The 16,361-nt window shown below is 51.8% G+C and carries 16 protein-coding genes and 1 tRNA gene; 11 read left to right on the top strand and 6 right to left on the bottom strand.

Going from position 1 to position 16,361, the window contains the following annotated elements:
- From ACIQU2_RS21535 to ACIQU2_RS21510, 6 genes are all read left to right on the top strand, one after another.
- A partial coding sequence (locus tag ACIQU2_RS21535; protein ID WP_403143859.1) for a S1 RNA-binding domain-containing protein occupies window positions 1-524 on the top strand: 524 nt, incomplete at its 5' end.
- Between the two features lie 139 nt (window positions 525-663).
- Window positions 664-739 (top strand) — tRNA-Thr (locus ACIQU2_RS21530).
- 111 nt (window positions 740-850) lie between these two features.
- Window positions 851-2,122 (top strand): tyrosine-type recombinase/integrase, encoded by a 1,272-nt coding sequence (locus ACIQU2_RS21525; protein ID WP_403143857.1) that lies wholly within the window; start codon window positions 851-853, stop codon window positions 2,120-2,122.
- Complete coding sequence (locus ACIQU2_RS21520; RefSeq protein WP_403143856.1) at window positions 2,119-2,871, top strand: hypothetical protein; 753 nt, start codon at window positions 2,119-2,121, stop codon at window positions 2,869-2,871. Before ACIQU2_RS21525 ends, ACIQU2_RS21520 begins: the two co-directional genes overlap by 4 nt.
- 112 nt (window positions 2,872-2,983) lie before the next feature.
- A complete protein-coding gene (locus tag ACIQU2_RS21515) occupies window positions 2,984-3,187 on the top strand; it encodes an AlpA family transcriptional regulator (RefSeq protein ID WP_169881232.1) in 204 nt (67 codons plus the stop codon).
- A gap of 6 nt (window positions 3,188-3,193) precedes the next feature.
- On the top strand, window positions 3,194-4,147 hold the full coding sequence (locus ACIQU2_RS21510) for a replication initiator protein A (RefSeq protein ID WP_403143853.1): 954 nt from the start codon (window positions 3,194-3,196) through the stop codon (window positions 4,145-4,147).
- A 335-nt stretch (window positions 4,148-4,482) separates the two neighbouring features.
- Here the strand turns inward: ACIQU2_RS21510 and ACIQU2_RS21505 are convergent, their stop codons facing one another.
- Genes ACIQU2_RS21505 through ACIQU2_RS21495 form a run of 3 tightly spaced genes read right to left on the bottom strand, consistent with a single transcriptional unit; the run spans window position 4,483 to window position 5,982 of the window.
- A complete protein-coding gene (locus ACIQU2_RS21505) occupies window positions 4,483-4,821 on the bottom strand; it encodes a hypothetical protein (RefSeq protein WP_403143852.1) in 339 nt (112 codons plus the stop codon).
- Window positions 4,818-5,747, bottom strand: a complete 930-nt coding sequence (locus ACIQU2_RS21500; RefSeq protein WP_403143850.1) for a site-specific integrase — start codon at window positions 5,745-5,747, stop codon at window positions 4,818-4,820. The genes ACIQU2_RS21505 and ACIQU2_RS21500 overlap by 4 nt, the downstream gene beginning before the upstream one ends.
- A complete protein-coding gene (locus tag ACIQU2_RS21495) occupies window positions 5,740-5,982 on the bottom strand; it encodes a hypothetical protein (protein ID WP_403143848.1) in 243 nt (80 codons plus the stop codon). Before ACIQU2_RS21495 ends, ACIQU2_RS21500 begins: the two co-directional genes overlap by 8 nt.
- A 634-nt stretch (window positions 5,983-6,616) precedes the next feature.
- On the opposite strand from ACIQU2_RS21495, the gene ACIQU2_RS21490 reads away from it, so the two are divergent.
- The 4 genes from ACIQU2_RS21490 (at window position 6,617) to ACIQU2_RS21475 (ending at window position 10,646) form a co-directional block, all read left to right on the top strand.
- Complete coding sequence (locus ACIQU2_RS21490; protein ID WP_403143846.1) at window positions 6,617-6,946, top strand: hypothetical protein; 330 nt, start codon at window positions 6,617-6,619, stop codon at window positions 6,944-6,946.
- Window positions 6,943-8,874, top strand: coding sequence for a hypothetical protein (locus ACIQU2_RS21485; protein ID WP_403143844.1), 1,932 nt, complete (start codon window positions 6,943-6,945; stop codon window positions 8,872-8,874). The genes ACIQU2_RS21490 and ACIQU2_RS21485 overlap by 4 nt, the downstream gene beginning before the upstream one ends.
- An 801-nt stretch (window positions 8,875-9,675) precedes the next feature.
- Window positions 9,676-10,089 carry a hypothetical protein gene (locus tag ACIQU2_RS21480; protein ID WP_367603260.1) on the top strand — a complete coding sequence of 138 codons (414 nt, stop codon included), beginning with the start codon at window positions 9,676-9,678 and terminating at the stop codon, window positions 10,087-10,089.
- Between the two features lie 47 nt (window positions 10,090-10,136).
- Window positions 10,137-10,646, top strand: coding sequence for a hypothetical protein (locus ACIQU2_RS21475; protein ID WP_403143841.1), 510 nt, complete (start codon window positions 10,137-10,139; stop codon window positions 10,644-10,646).
- A 224-nt stretch (window positions 10,647-10,870) separates the two neighbouring features.
- On the opposite strand, the gene ACIQU2_RS21470 is transcribed toward ACIQU2_RS21475, so the two are convergent.
- Window positions 10,871-12,307, bottom strand: coding sequence for a Shedu immune nuclease family protein (locus tag ACIQU2_RS21470; protein WP_403143839.1), 1,437 nt, complete (start codon window positions 12,305-12,307; stop codon window positions 10,871-10,873).
- Window positions 12,308-12,616: 309 nt separating this feature from the next.
- Entirely contained in the window at window positions 12,617-13,180 is a 564-nt protein-coding gene (locus ACIQU2_RS21465; protein ID WP_403143837.1) for a recombinase family protein, read from the bottom strand.
- A gap of 422 nt (window positions 13,181-13,602) precedes the next feature.
- Between ACIQU2_RS21465 and ACIQU2_RS21460 the strand changes: the two genes are divergently transcribed.
- Window positions 13,603-14,379 (top strand): hypothetical protein, encoded by a 777-nt coding sequence (locus tag ACIQU2_RS21460; protein WP_403143836.1) that lies wholly within the window; start codon window positions 13,603-13,605, stop codon window positions 14,377-14,379.
- Between the two features lie 193 nt (window positions 14,380-14,572).
- Here ACIQU2_RS21460 and ACIQU2_RS21455 read toward each other — a convergent pair whose 3' ends face one another.
- The gene (locus ACIQU2_RS21455) at window positions 14,573-15,718 is read right to left on the bottom strand and encodes a hypothetical protein (RefSeq protein WP_403143834.1); all 1,146 of its coding nucleotides are present in this window, start codon (window positions 15,716-15,718) and stop codon (window positions 14,573-14,575) included.
- Window positions 15,719-16,361: the final 643 nt, after the last annotated feature.

Genomic DNA, 16,361 nt, shown 5'->3' with positions numbered 1-16,361 from the left:
TGGAAGCGCGCCTGAAAATCCTCGGTCATATTAAACAGATCATTGGTCAGTCCCGCACCGAACTGTCGGAAAACGCTCCGACCATGATCGCGATGAAAATAGACACCGACAAAATCCGTGATGTCATCGGTAAAGGCGGCGCGACCATTCGTGCGATCTGTGAAGAGACCAAGGCTTCGATCGACATCGAAGACGACGGCTCGATCAAGATCTTCGGCGAAACCAAGGAAGCGGCTGAAGCTGCCCGTCAGCGCGTTCTGGGTATCACCGCTGAAGCTGAAATCGGCAAGATCTACGTCGGTAAGGTTGAGCGCATCGTCGACTTCGGCGCATTCGTCAACATCCTGCCGGGCAAGGACGGTCTGGTTCACATCTCGATGCTGAGCGACGCTCGCGTAGAGAAAGTGACCGACATCCTGAAAGAAGGCCAGGAAGTGGAAGTACTGGTACTGGACGTGGACAACCGCGGCCGTATCAAGCTGTCCATCAAAGACGTAGCAGCAGCCAAGGCTTCGGGCGTTTAATCACTCCCCACGCCTGACCGCTTCAACGTTATAAAAAATGCCCCGCAGTGAAAGCTGCGGGGCATTTTTTTGTCTGCAAAAAAATGAGACGAGCCATGAAGTTGCCTGACCCCAAAGTCAGTGCTAGGTTTAGCCCACTGCCCGTGTAGCTCAGTTGGTAGAGCAGCGCACTCGTAACGCGAAGGTCGCAGGTTCGACTCCTGTCTCGGGCACCATTGACCAGATTCATGCAGTGCCAAGCAGTGTCATGAAATCTCATTAAGCCCGCCTAGCGCGGGCTTTCTCTTTCATGCGGTGCCATCCGGTTTCATCCAAGCGCTTGTCTTGTGAGTACCTCCCTGAGTACCATTGCCCAATTCAATAATCTATGGGTACTCGGCATGGCTTTGACGGCTCTGCAGGTGAAGAATGCTGCGCCTCGTGAGAGGGACTATGGCCTTGCCGATGGCGGTGGCTTATTCCTTTGGGTTCGGGCGGCAGGCGGTAAGTCTTGGCGCTTCCGATTCCGTCTGGATGGCAAGCAGTCTCATATTTCACTTGGCACCATCGATAAGGTAACCCTCGCACAGGCGCGTCAGCTTGCTTTTGAAGCTCGCCAGCTTGTGACACAGGGGCGGCATCCTGGGCTTGAGCGGAAGGTTGTGCGGGCCAAGGCGGCAATCTCTCGCGCTAATACGTTCAAGAGCCTTGCGCTGGAGTGGCACAAACATAAATCGTCACGATGGTCGGTAGGTTACGCTGGCGACGTTATGGAAGCTTTCGAGCTGGACATCTTTCCCCAGGTGGGAAGTTTGCCGCTGACCGATATTAAGCCCATGCAGTGGTTACAGGTTTTTCGCCGTATAGAGTCGCGAGGTGCTTTGGAGAAGCTGCGCAAGGTTCGGCAACGCTGCCAAGAGGTTTACCGTTTCACTATTGCCACTGGTCGTGCTGAGTACAACCCAATCGCAGATATCGGAGGGGCACTTCAGGCACCGACCTCCCGGCACTATCCCTTCTTGCCCATTGCAGAAATCCCGGAGCTCATAGGCAGTATTCAGGCGTGTCCGGGGCATGATGTAGTTAAGATCGCCACCCGCCTGCTGATTTTGACGGGGGTGCGTACGGCTGAGCTGAGGGGGGCTCCTTGGTCGGAGTTTGACCTCGATACGGCGCTCTGGCTGGTCCCTGCTGTGCGTATGAAGATGCGCCGCGCTCATCTAGTCCCACTCTCCAAGCAGGCGGTGGCTGCACTGCGTGAGCTAGAAAACATTACTGGTGGCTACACGCTCGCGTTCACTGGCCGTAACGATCCGGCAAAGCCCATGAGCGAAGCTGCAATTAACCAACTGTTGAAACGCTCCGGCTATGACGGGCGTGCCACTGGTCATGGATTTCGCCACACGATGTCCACCACTTTGCATGAGCAGGGATATCCCAGTGAGTGGGTCGAAACCCAGTTAGCGCATGTGGACAAAAACAGCATACGCGGCACCTACAACCATGCTCAGTATCTGGAGGCGCGGCGAGAGATGCTTCAGTGGTATGCCGACCATTTGGATGTTTTGTCATGCAGCAGTGCCGGAGCTTCCATCGCAGGGGTGGAGAACGCCGTATGAATGATGATCTGATGCGTCTACCTGATCTGGTGTCTGAGTACGCTCGTTACTATGAGGTTGATACTCAAGAGGCTGCACATGCTCTTCATGAGCTGATCAAAGAATTGTATTTGGAGTACAGCGTGCGCCAAGGAAAAGTGGCGCTGCCCGATCACATATTCTGGGTCGGAAGGGTAGGCTCCTCTCAACGCTCAAACAGGATTTATAAACTGTTTTTTGAGGGGCTGATTAAATACTTCGATGATTTGTGTGATCCTCTGCCTGGGATTGATAAAGACCTCGTGCGTTCATACTGTGAGAGCGATTCTTCCACTAAAGACATTCCAGTAGGCCTCATATATTTGTCTAGAGTCGCCCTTGGTGAGTGGATTCTGGATGCGGGGATTGAACCCCCAGATTACATATTGATCGGTAATGCAGATAAGGAAGCTAAAGGAAGTCAGGGAGGCGAGAAGTTTCAAGCAAAAGAGTTGGGCTCCATCAGCTTGGTCATCAACGGTTTGATTAACTTAATCAAGGAGGTTGATAAGGCTCATACCGAGCAGCCCTTTGATGATGCAGCTGGGAAGCGGGCTGATACTATTAAGCGTCGTGCTTTAGGGCTCCGCTCGCCCCGTAAGAATTTTGACCTATGCTCGGCAATTCTATCTCTTGCAGATGCTGCGGAAGTTGATATGCCAAAAAGCCACAAGACTCTTAGAAAATACATGGGCGATCATTTGCCCCGTGGTGCAGATGAGTCTACATAGAGGGTGAAAATTTCTGGCATTTCTTTGAGAAAGCGGCAATTGCCACGACTCCTTGCTTGAGGTGCCATTAAATCCCTAGCCATCCAATCCGGTTCCAAGGAGACCCGTCCAGATGGCTAGTCAATCTGTCTCACCTCTACTGCTTCGCCTTCCTAGTGTCTGTGCCCTGGTGGGGCTGAGCAAATCCCAGATATATCGCCTGATCCGGGCGGGCGAGTTCCCTGCTGGGATTTCGCTTGGGGCGAATTCTGTGGCATGGCCTGCCGAGCGTGTAAATGCTTGGATCGCTGAAAAAATTAATGCGTCGCAGGGTTGATTCAACTTGTCGTCCTTTAGGCAGCGCGTCCAAGCTGAGGCGCGTCCAGGCGAGTCCTGGGATGAAGCTACCGCTAGGCTGCGAGGAGCTAAAATAAACAAGGCTGTGACGGAGGAGGCTGAGTTAGTTGATTTTTTCGTTTCGGCAGATGGTATCTCGACAAAAGACAGTCGTCATTTTATGGATGTTGCGCTATTTCGCATGTCCAAACGGAAAAATCGTGCTGGTGAAGTCATGCGCTATGACTTGGCAGATGGATATATTGAAGTAAAAGCCGGGCCAGATGGCATGGCTTCGATCTGGGACTACGACATTATACTGATGCTTGTTTCGCATTTAACGGAGTCGATGAATCTTTATAAAAGAGGTCGAGGAGCAATGCCTAGCCGTCTTTTTACACCGTACGTTTCAGATATTCTTAAATTTTGTAAGCGTGGCGATGGTGGTAATCAGTCGAAATTAATCGAATCAGCGCTAGATCGCTTGAAAGGAACAACGATCAAGAGCGTGCTCCATCGCCCCTCGCACAATTCAAAATGCGTTACACGTGAGGTCAACAGTGAGAGTCTAATTAGTGGGTATCGCGTGCTTTCTGAAACTGTCAGCGGCAGAATAGATCGAGTTGAGATTGAGGCTCCGAGTTGGATCTATAAACAAGTGATCGATAGTCATGGCTCTGCTGTTCTTACTGTTAATCAAGACTACTTCTTGATTGATTCGGCCGTCGCTCGATTTATATATCGTTTATCTCGACGTGCAGCGGGAAATCGCAGTGCTAAGTGGGGGTTTAAAACTATTTATGAGAGAAGCAGTGTGGCCTGTTTTAGAGAGTTTTGTCGCATTTTGCGACGTCTAATTCGAGCTGATAACCTACCCGAGTATCATTTACATGAAGAGGCTGGCCTGTCCGGGCCTCAGTTAATTATGACGCGAAGGAGCGCAGGGCGGACCTGTGGATAGCCCGTATATTACCCACTGACCTCCGTACATTACCCACAAGCTCCCGTATATTACCCACAATATTCCGTATATTGCACACATAGAGCTAGTTCAAGTGATTGAAATAATTGACTTTTATCTGATTTTATCAGGCTAAATCTTTAAATCTTTCAAAAACAGATTAAAACGTATGCCTCGCCAGATGCTCACCTGGCAACAATTCAGAGGACTGATTTTCGATTGTGGTGTGCTCGGATTGAAGGGCACATTGCGCAGCGTTAGCACGTAGATCGTTGCCAGCCGCACAGAAGCGCCAATGCGTTGATCTGGTCGATCTGGCTCTGCATGTGTACGCCTTACTGTGTAGCCTTAGACGCGGCTTTCAGAGCCTCGTCGAGATCCTGGTTAGCGATGGAAAGAATGACCCTTAGATTCTCCATCTCGTAATGATGATTCTTGGATACCGCAGCCATCTTGACCAGATTCTGTTTATTGATTTCCTCAATTTCGGCGCGATGCTCCTGGATTAGGGCTTTCTGCCGAGCCACGCTGGCATCGAGGGCTGCCGCGACCTGTGCTCTCGCCTTTTTGCTCTCGATTAACAGGAGCACCAGTACGCCGGTCCCAATCAGAAGCGCACCGATCACGAACAGCAAACTGCTGCTGATCCAGATGGGAGCAATGTTTATGTTCAACGTAGATAGACCTCGGTAATTTCTGGACGAAAGTGCCCAAGCTCCTGAGAGACGACTCGCTTGGCTTCTTCACGGGTGAGATGGCATTGCATCGTACTAAGACGTTCTTGAGCGTAACTGTGACGGAGCCCATGTGCTCCATTGGACCAACCAAGCGCTGATTTTGAAGCCGCACCGAATGATTTGCTCCAAGGCTGACCACCGCCAAGTTCGTAGAACTGTTGGTAGCGGACACCACGATCTATAACGCTACGAGCCTCTGGTAGACGTGTCGCTTCCAGGCGCCTGGCCAGGTGTATCGGAATACGTACCTCGCGGGTTAGCCCCCCTTTACCGTGGACGGTGTAGGCAATGGAGTCTTCCCGGATGCCGGAAAACTTCAAAGCATGCGCAGGGCGAACATCTGGTGCTTTGTGGTGGATACGGCGCAGCGTTAGTAACTCATGGGCACGGAGGCCTGACGCATGGGAAATCTCGGTTGCTAGGGCGTTGTGTGGCGACTGGCGAGCGGCGATGAGGGTCACTTGCTCACGGGTGTATGACCTCGATTGCTCGGCCAATCGGCGACCTAATGTTGGCTGACCGGCCTTTCCTTTTTGGGCTGCCGGTGCGGTGCTTTTGATGACAACCAGAGTTTGACCTGGTGGGAGCTGACGAGTGACGTGCTGCATCATCGCTTGTAGGGCTTGCCGCTCCATATCCAGCGTCTTTTGGCCAACAACTTCGGCACGTTGTCGTAGATATTCGAGGGCACGAGTCGGAGTCATATCACGAAGGCTGCCCAGGCGGTGCTCTTGGAGATGGACAGTGATCTGCTTTAAGCGTTGCTCATAGTTCCGTACGGTGCTGACCGATTTGATGTGGCTGCCTTGCAGCTGCTTCATCACGGACGCTGCTTGCTTCGCCGGTTTGGCGAACTTAGCCATGCTGGCGGTTCCGATGTAGCCAGCGGTTCACGGTCGAGCGTTCGACTGTAATGCCTTTCTCGGCTATCCAGCGTTGTAACTCGCTGCCATTGCAACCTACTGCATCAAGCTGCAACAGCTCGTATTTGTAGTTATCAAGTAATGAGCGCCGCTGGGCATAAGTTCGGGGCTTTCTCCGAATCCTAGACTCGGATTTGAGGTGCGCAGCAATGGTCTGCGCATCGAATTCGCTCATGGGAAGCTCTCTGGTTGTGTAAGAACTTCTGACCGTTGCCGGTTCAGCGACACACCATCCGAAGATGGTTCGTTGTGTGCCTGTTCGCCCCCCTTTGCACTGGTGTGCAGGCGGGGACTGTTCACGCCTATTCGGAGTCTCCGAGCGGGTTCCTGATTAACCGTTCAGGTGCGGTTGCCATTGTTGGTCTGGCTGACCTGGTTAAGTTGTCGTTTCTCCTCTGGTGGTCGTTGATGTTCCCGATAAATCGGTCGGGGCCAAGCCGGTTACGCGAGCGATGACGCGGCGCGTAATCGATAAGGCCCTGCCTGCGATGACGCAGAACAGGAGCCCTCTGCCATTGCCTATACCCATGAACAACACGGGCACGAGCGGCCGGGCAGGGCGGTTTTGAGCCTGGTCAGCTTACGAGAGCCTCGGGGGATGACGCAATCGTTTAGGGTTGCGTTATGTTTGTTGCGCTAAATCATAGATACCCAGTAAGCCCGCTATGTAAAGCGCCGATTAGGCGCGTTACATAGCGGGCTGTATCGATGAATTTGACGCAGCATAGAAAGTGCAGTGACTTGAGTGGAGATGCTAGGGGCTCCCCCTTTAGGCTGGCTAAAGCCAACACAAATGAGGGAGATGGCGAATGTCGAAACGGCAAAAAATCGCAGAAGTTTTGGACGCGGCATACGAGCGTATGCCGGCGATCACCAAATGGGCCGGTTGGGCCGGCATCGTACTTGGGCCTGTGCTTGGATTTTTCCACATGGCGGCGATGTTTTTAATGCCCGGTGTGTATGGAAAGCGCGTCCTGGAACAGTACGATCTGGTGCAGCGAACCGGCGATGTGCTGGTCGCTCCATTCGCCCAGTACCTGATACTCATCGGTTTCACATTGTGCGTACTGTGGATCGGTTTATGGGGGGTGAGGCTGGTTCTGGCTGTGCGTTGGTGGCTGATGAGGCGTTCCGCATGAGCGCCTCTGCAACCCCGGAGGGGTACGCGGGGTTCAGCTGGATATTTGCGCTTTGGGAGGATGTCGGCATGACGATGCTCGCAGCCACCCAGCCGATTTTCACCGCCCTTAACAACAGCAGTTCAACACTGGTCTTCAGCGTGGGAATCATATGGCTGATCATGATTATGTTGAGGGTGGCCGACGGCGGGCTGGCTCGTGGCCTGGCGGGAGGCGTGGTCATTTTTTTTGTCATGCTTTTAGGGATGAAACCAGCGACCGTTCAGTTGCCCAGCGGGGTCTCGGTTACATTAATTGATGCGCAGGCAACGACCCTGAAAGTGGCTATGGCCGTGCATCGTATGTACAGGTCTGCTCTGGATGGCGTCCTCAGCGAACACACCATTGCGGGATCGATTGTGCCGGCACAGGCGGCAGTTGATGACATTGCAGCGAGGGGCGCGCAGATCTATCAAGGCACCGATTTGGCCCGATTGATACACGACTACAACACCAGCTGTGCACCGAGCCGGGCTGAACTGGGTGGGGCTGAGCATGCGACGAGAATTGAAGCAATGCATGCTGTCGGGCTACTCGGCGGCGGCGGGTTGGGGATTCCTGATGAGCAAATTAGTCTGATTGCTCAAGCTAAGGCGGCGGGCGGCGGCATCACGACCTATATGACCGGATCGGCTGAGGAAAACGGCGGGTGGCTCAACTACCTTCTGGGTGGAGGTGCCGCCCGGAAAGGGATTGAGAAAGCGGTAGACCTTGGTTCGGTTCAAGCGCGCCGTGAGGCAGGAATAGCCGCATTGGGCAGCGCCGGGCCTTTTATGGGAGGCCGTTACGCACTGCCGACCAAAGTCCATTGGCAAGCGCTATTCGCCGGGCAGCCGGATTCAACACCCTCGTATCTACCCATAACGTTGATTCCGGGTCAGAAGTCTCAGGTTATCGGGGCTGATGATAATGCAATGATGTTCCAACCAACCAGTTGCCTGGAGGCCTACAAAATTGCTCAGTTGGGGGCTGAGCAGGCCTACCTAGCCTTGAAAGAAGCTGGGGGGACAATCGCAGGTGGCCAGCGGGTAAGTGCTGAGGTGGGCGCCGTGAGCACGGCCGTGGCCTGGCAGCGCTTCATGACGCGATCACTGGAGAAAACCACCGGCCTTTCGCCGGATGGCGCCGAAATCGGTGCTGGCATTCTTGCCAGTGTTCAAATGTTCAAGGATTGGTCTGGCTGGCTAGATCTTCAAACCCTGCTGCCGGGATACGTGCTGTTGTCAGCATGGCTGTTCTGGATCGTATTACTCGCTGCGCCTTTGGCGCTGTTGCTGGCTCCGTTGCGTGGCGTGGGAGTATTGATTAGCTGGCTCTCCCTCTTATTTTTTCCCGTGATCGCGATGCTGTTTGCGCACGCACTAATTGTGGCTGTATCCCTCGTCATGGCCGCTGTCGCCATCGGGCAAGCTGCCGCTGCTAGCGGTTGGTCTGGATCAGGTGCTGATTTTGATGCGGTACGTGGGTTTATGGGCGCGATTGCAGCAATTCTGTTGGCTATTACGACCTGGATTGCATCGAGTCTGACTGGCGTTTCAGTGGGCGGCTTGGCTGGCAGCCTGACAGGGGCTATGGCCACGGCCAGTGGTGTCGGTGGGTTTGTTACACGTGCTGTGGGAACTGTTATGGCGATTAGCCGGCTAGGTGCTTTAGGCGCTGCTGGTGGCAAGGGGAGAAGTCCTGGTGGTGGTTCTGGTGGTGCGACTCCCCCACGACCGATCCCGCCAAGCCCTACAGGATCTAGCTCGGCACCACACGCTCGTCCGGCGCGAGATGCTTCCGGTAGCGTGGCAAGGGCGTATTGGCCCACGACCCCCACTACAGATAGATCGATTGGAACGCGTCGCTCGGCTCTGATTCCACCAAAGAAGGTTCCACCGAAGCGGTGATGTTTAGGGCAGGAGGCTCACCGGTCGAGTGAGCTGGTGCGGCGGGGGATGCGCTTGGTTAGGCACACCGCAGCGCGGGCCCATCTATCCAATTGAGTGCGTTGGTTTCTGATCATGAGGGATAGGCATGTGATGCTGTGTGTCGATTTCCGACATCCTCAGCATCACCAGCTCACTCGGTCGGTGAGCCTCTTGCCCTCACTGATCATAACGGCTGACTTTCCATTCTCTCCACGGGCACTCATTATTATTTTTACTCTTGGGTAAAACTCAGTAAACCTTCAGAAGTCCTGCAAATACCACTGAGAAACCACCTGTGCTCACAGCCATTCCTTTTAAAAGCTGCTTGAAATCTCTGTGCAACCACTGGGTTACGCTGGGGATCACAATGGGCATACAGTCAGCCCACTGTGCTGCGCAGGGAAAGTCTTGCGAGTCACTAGCAATCACACAAATACCACTGAGAAATCACCACTATTCACAGTGGCGCCCATTACTTTCTTTTTGATGCCGTTGCCCTTCCCAGGTATCCCATCGCGACACCCTCAATTCCCATTAGGGGAACTGACGATTTTTCAGCAGCAGTGCCATGAAACCGAAAATTTCGGGTTAGCGTCGTCTCTCCAACGTAAATGAAGGGCGCGTGTATGAGGCGAATGTTGGTAACGATTGTCTGTGTGGGGGCCGGATTTTGGCTGGGCGCCAATCGTCTGGTGCCGTTATGGGGACTCTGTGCACTGGCTGTCTTAGGGGGCGGTCTGTGGGGCTTAGTGAAATGGCGTGAGGCAAAAGGACATGACCATGATCAGGACTAACAACGATCTAGCGCTTCTCGACCTCGATGCGCTGGACGCCATGCAACGATCAGCACGACGCACGCTAGAGGCGGTCGAGCCGCATCTGGAGCGGGTCAATAGTGGCCGAGTGGATCTACAAGAGTTTCAGCTGGGCGAGTTGGTGTTCTATGCAGTAGAGCTGATCGACGAGGTTCTGGTTGACCCGGCACTGCCGGTCGGATTCGACACCACGAATCATCTGCTACGCGGTGAGGTGCAGCGTTCGCGCTGGTGGGAGAGGCCCTTCATCGAGCGCACTGGGGCCGATCATGAGGTTAGGTGCCTTGATGGTATGGCACCGGATCGCCCATCTATCTGGGGCGTGTTTGGCTCGATGGACGAGGCACTTATCTGCGCTGTGAATCGGTGGAATCCATAAGCCAAAAATGTAGATAATGGCAAATTGAAATCAATGGAGTGGCCGCAGTGAATAAATGGAAATCGGCTTTAATTTGTATGGCGTCTTTGTCTCTCAGTGCTTGCTGGAATGACTCCTATGAGTTTGAAGGAAAGTATTTTTTGACAGAAGGTGATGAGTGTTCTGTTCCTTCCAGCCAGGGTGACAGGAAGCAATTCTTTCTGGAGATCATTCCTCAGATCAAGGATGGAAAAAAACAGTACATTGCCAAGATGCCATTGGCATCCCAGATGGGGGCGCCAATTTCGAGCAGTGAAAGTTCTGAGCCGACCGATAAAAACGAACTTATATTCAACTTTTCTAAGCCGGAAGAGAAAGGGGTTTTCTCTGGTTCTCCTGGCGTAGATATGATGGTTTATGCTAAGCCGAATGCAGATAAGAGCGGCTATATCTGGATTGAGAAAATAGAAATAACTGTTGCCCGGAGAGGCCGTGTTAAGGAGGAATCCTTAGTCGAAAGCTTAAGGAGAACTACGAACATCGGAAGCGAAGGGATTTGCTTACATAAAGTATCTTAATAGTTGATCTAGGCTTTGCGTAGGCGAGCTTTCCGAGGCTATTCCCAGGTGCGCATGCACGCACCCGAACCCGAACCCAACGGTGAACGGCCTATCACCATCACAGGTCGCCACCAGCCGAATCACCATCATGGCGCTAGCAACCGTTCCGTACACCTAGGAGAGGAGTTCCGGCAAGCTTGAGCAGCCCAGCGGGTCCGGCATCATCGGGCGGGATCCCCGGGTCAGAACAGGTCTAGTTCAGGCTTCGGAGCCAGTTGCTTCTCTAGAAACTCAAGCTTCGCTAGAAGTTCGTCAAAGGTGACTATGTCCACGTCCTTACACGCATTTCGGAACACCTCAAAGCTGCGCAGTTTGGCTGGATCTGTGGGTAAGCGGCCTGCAACAACCACGCATTTGATGACATCGGCATCGGACATGCGCAGGGTCGGGTTGTCCTGTACATGAGTCATCCAGCGTTTCCGAAGCTCGCTCTGCTGGAACAGCACTTGGGTCACAGCACCAGAAAGTTTCGAGTTCGGACCAAATACTACTTCCTGCCCGCGGTAAGCCGCGTCCTGTAGCAGGGCTGTCTCCGGCGTTTTGATTTCAACAATGGCAAGTGCTTGACCATATTCCTTGAACAGGAAGTCGCCGATCTGAGCACCTGCACCGGTCAAGGTGGACCCCTTTGCATGGAATTGCGTATGAGTTAGCTCGACAGGACGCGCAAAGACCAAACTCAGGACGAATTTGTTCTGCTCAAAGAACGTCTGCCAGTGCGGTTCGGTGAGTTTACTGGCAAGCTTCGCCTTGAATGCTTCGATCATCTTTACGAGTGTCACCCGCTCAATCTCGGCGTGCAGAATCATCAGCTCCTGGGGAGCCTCCGTTACTAGCGAACTGAGCTGCTTTCGCACGACCTGCACATTGGTTCGACGCTCGGCCCGCTCCCGGGCAGCAGCCTGCTTCGTACCCTCGCGTTGAACCTCGACCAAGGTCTGGTTCACCTGCATGACTCGTTGGAATCGTTCGGGGTCAAGCCTTGTGAGCATTTCGTCGTGCACGATGCCTAGCTTTGTTTGACGAATCAGCTTACGGCCATTCGTCGTGACCCGATTGAAGGTGCGACGCAGTTTGTCGACCTCATCAACGCTAATCGAAACCACGCCGTCTTTGGCGTGCATTTCCGGATGCTGACTGATCACGAGTACTTCAGCGTGCTGAATCCGCGATAGGCCTTGCCACACCGGGTCAAGATCCCTGTTCAGACCGAGGCCATTTTCTGCAGGATCAAAGAGGCGCCAGGCTAAGCGCGAGTCAATGCGCGACGCCGCAGCTTCAGCGTCATTCGGCAACTCAGCACCATAGTCGTCAACGTAGATGACCTTGGTGAAACGCCCGTTCTTGGGCTTCAGGTAGCGCTGTGCGTACGGATTTATATGGATCGGCCGCATGATGATGCTGTTGGGAAGGATGGTCGCCAGCAGCGGCCAGTCTTCCTCAGGCATTGCATGCCAAATTCGATCCTGAGCGTTGGCAAGAGTGTACGTTCGCAGGAAGAGCTTTCGTGCATGCTCTGTTCCCTCGGTCGCTGCTTCCAGGTGGAAGCTCGCTTGCAGCACGTCGTCATCACTAAATGCCTGCGGTGCAACCGCAACTCCACCCACCCCATTTGTCATCTGCCCCCCCCTTCGTTGGAGTCATTACCTATGGCTGGCGAATATACGCCATCCAGTATCGATGCAAAGCTCCACGCCTACCTCGGGCCTCACATCGTCGCTCGTGCATGTCTGCCTAAATGGTCGTAATCAGCATGATGCGAGCACATAGCCCGCAATCACGACAGACCGCTTCTGGCCGTTCTCTGCCGATCATGATTACAAGGCGTGCTGGTCAAATCCGATGCAATTGGTGGTCAGAATGAATGCAAATGACTGGTTAGGTCGAATGCAAGCGGGAGGTCAAGCGGAGTGCAATTTCGCAGTCTGCTATTGAGGCAAAGCACGGTATAGCGTGGCTCGATGAACGCCTAGGAGACGCGCGACCTCGGAGACTGATTGGCCCTCCTCAATCATCCGTCGCGCATGGATTATCTGTTCTGGAATCAAAGCAGGCTTTGGTCCAAATCGGACGCCTTTGGCTTTTGCGGCAGCTCGACCAGCGCTGGTGCGTTCACCAATAAGTGACCGCTCAAAGTCAGCGATTCCGGCGAAGATTGTTAAAACCATGCGCCCAGCTGGTGAAGTGGTGTCGGCCCATGGCTCTGCAAGTGAACGCAGACCTGCCCCTATGGTTTTGAGCCGTTCTGCAATGTGGAGCAGGTCTGTCGTTGACCTGGCCAAGCGATCCAGCCGCGTCACGGTCAGCACATCACCTGGTCGCAAGTGATCGAGCAGCCGACCCAGTTCGGGACGGTCTCGCTTAGCCCCACTGACCTTCTCTTCAAAAATTCTCTGACAACCGTTTTGCCCTAGGGCAGTTCGTTGCTGCTCCAGATCCTGACCTTGCGTCGAAACCCGAGCGTAACCAATCTGCTGTCCTGAATTTTCCATGAAGTACCTGTCGCATATATTGTCGCAAGCAATTTATAACGTGCGACAGATTTATGCGACAGCCCAAACCCGGCAATTCCAGGGGAGGCGTGCGTGTCGCCTAACTTAGGAATAAAGCGACAAATCAGCTGGGAGCGGAGGACAGCTATCGGCCAATAGTTGCCGTTGTGGGGGGCAGTTTTCGGCCGAAAGTGGACGATGGACACGGTGATGGCAAATGAGTAGTGTCACCGATGCTGATATCGAATTTGGAGGGTGGCAGGGCTTTCCGTCATCCATGTCGCGTCTCTCCCAGAACTGCCGCGACCACCTCAAAGCTAGACAAGGACTAACAGGGCGACAAGGAACATTATGCGACACGCCATCGCGATTAAAATCGCGACATGGCATATCAATGACAGTTGGCTTCATGGGCGAGACTTATGCCAAGTTTTGTATGGGACAGAGACACAGAAGATGCATGGAATGAACCCTATGAGTATGGGGGGCAAGAGCAATTTCATCGAGAGGCTTGTAAAGTTCTATCATCAATAAAATGTCACTATGCAGAAAAAGATATGCACTTTGATCGAGATGAAAAAACTCTAGACAAAGCGATCTGGCTAATACAAATAGATGCCTTAGAGGCGCTCATAGATGCCTTGAAATTAACAGAAGAAAAGAGGCATCGAATTGCCTCGCGATTATTTCGTGACGCGGTAGAAACAATGGACATTTCGGCCTACTTTTATTTGGCTGGTGACGGAGCAAAGAAAGATCTCGCAAAGTGGTATAACAACGAAGTCATTCCACATAGGGTGTTTAGAGAATTCATAAAAAAATTCGAATGCCAGGATAAAGCAAAAAACTTAAGCAATCTTTACAGCGACCTCAGCAAGTATACACATAGGACACATAGTGCGATAACCAAAAGTTACCTGCTCGGCAGAAACAACAAAATTGCCTATGATGGCTTTTCCGAGACCGGTTTTAGAGTACTTCCGCATGTCATATCTCTTTCGTATGCAATAATCGCAGCATTAATCAAAAGGTTTATCACGATTGCCGAAAATAGCCATCAAATCGACTCTGCTAAAGTTCGCGATATTTGGGCAACATCATTGGAGCAAGAGACAGTACCAAGACGCTTTGGTCCAGGGCCAGGTCAGATACTAAGAAGCGCTCCTATAGCGTTTGAGCTAAAGTTGGATGAAGACTAACTGAGTTATCCCTAGTTTTGCTGATGGGTTGAGTGTCTGCTTTTGGCCGATTGTTGCCTGTCGCGACGGGCTGCAGTCGACCCAAAGCAGTCATCGGACAGGTATCGACCACCGACAGGCAAACTGCCGCCTTTGCGTGAGCGGACTTGCCCCACGGGCAGCATGGTTCCGCTGATATTGTCACTGAGAAGCTTTAATAGTTATTTTTCTTTATCTTTGTTAGCCTCAGCTTTGAGAGTGACAGGCTATTCATAAGGGATTGAATGTCAGATATGTATTTAAGATTTAACAGAAGGCTTCCTCGGCGGCTATTGAGCGTAGTGATCATGGGTAAAATCATGTAGTACACATTTCTCCTTATATCAAGAACTTCGATGTAGTGCCCATATGACGCATAGTACGGCCTAAAGCCGTAAGGAAATGGAAATTGCGGAGATTTTGATATCAAGGTGTCGTATACCTCTTTATAGTTTTCGCCGAGAAATTCTTCTCCCTTTTCAAAATCAACAAACCTGAAATCTTTGTTGGCACCCCCCTCAATCTTTACTTTTAAAATTGTATAGTATTCAATTATATTAATACCTTGGGTGTATTGATTGCTTCTGCTTTCCAGGGAACATGTTGCAAGCTTTTGTTGGTTTTCAAGAAATGTGGCCTCGGAATGTGCGCTACTTATCATGGGGAGTGATATATCGTTTAGGTAGCTATGCCACTCCTCGAACTTCACTATTGCTCGCTCAAGCTTTGGTTTGGCAAGTTTAGAGTTTAAAATTCTAAAGCCAACATCAAGCATTATAACTCCAGCTTGTACTGCTGCATAAAGAGGGAGCCCCAAAGGCTTGTTTGTATTTTCTTCGACATACCTGAGAATTCCATCTATGCAGACTGAGAGGTCCTTGGTTGCCTGCGTTAGCTGATCTTTGCTGGCGGCTGTTAGTTTCTTCTCCGATCGTATGTCATTAATAACATCGGAGATCGTTTGTATATTTCCAATAACCACTACTCTAAGCATTTCTCTAATGGTTTGGAGTTGAGATTCGCGAAAGAATTTTTTTAGCTCCTCGATTGACTGGATTATTTCATCAAGTTTATTAATTATTATTGATAGTTGACTTGAGACTTCCTTCTCCCACTTATTTTGACTTCCAAATATTTTCTTTATTACTTCGCCACCAACTCCCTTTCCAATGGAATCCACCACGGTTTCGACGGCGCTATCCAAAATTTCATCTATCACTGACCCCCTGTCCTCACTAAGGGCTTGTACAGCATTAGATTGAAATGATAGTTTTGATTTTGACAGTAGATAGAGTCCATTGATTGTGATTATCTTATGCATTTATATGGCTCTTAGATGGCTGTCGGGATATTTGCTTGTGACCTGTCATGAGTTTTTTGCTTATGATTTTTTATCGCTTTATCTGGCATAGAAACCTTGATCATTGACGCGACTACATTTCATTGAGCATAGATTTGAGTGGCTTTCGCCTAAGAGTATTTTGCTATTGGAATACATTTTTTTATTGTTTTTCAGGATGATTTGCCGACCAGCACGATGACCCTCTGTGCTTAGAGAGATTTGTTATTGCATTGCTTTGGTGCCAAGGAAGCCGAGGCTGAGCCCACAAATACAACAACGGAGGCCGAACAGTTGCTCACCTATAAGCTTCGTGGGTCTATGCCAGCTGGCGGATTTCAGCGTACCGATGTGACTCGCCTGGTCATGACGTTTGGTCGACTTGAGGACGTGCCAGCTGTTCGGTTAGCCCTATTTTTTGAACCGGTAATGCAGGCAATTTAGAGTTGCACTTGATGCGTGCTCGCCACATGCGCGCATGTGGACTTGGTGAACCCCGGATTCATTGAATCATGGTGATTGGCTGCTTATGGCCGTTTTCTGCCTGTCGCGAAGAGCCGCAGTCGCCCCGAAGCGGACATTTATTGCCTCAACGTCCGTGATTCGCTGAGAGTCTCATGTAGAG

Source organism: Pseudomonas sp. NPDC098740 (assembly GCF_044760065.1).
GTDB classification, from domain to species: domain Bacteria; phylum Pseudomonadota; class Gammaproteobacteria; order Pseudomonadales; family Pseudomonadaceae; genus Aquipseudomonas; species Aquipseudomonas rossensis.
Note: the sequence above shows the minus strand (reverse complement) of the source record. Positions and strands in the feature narration are given on the sequence as shown.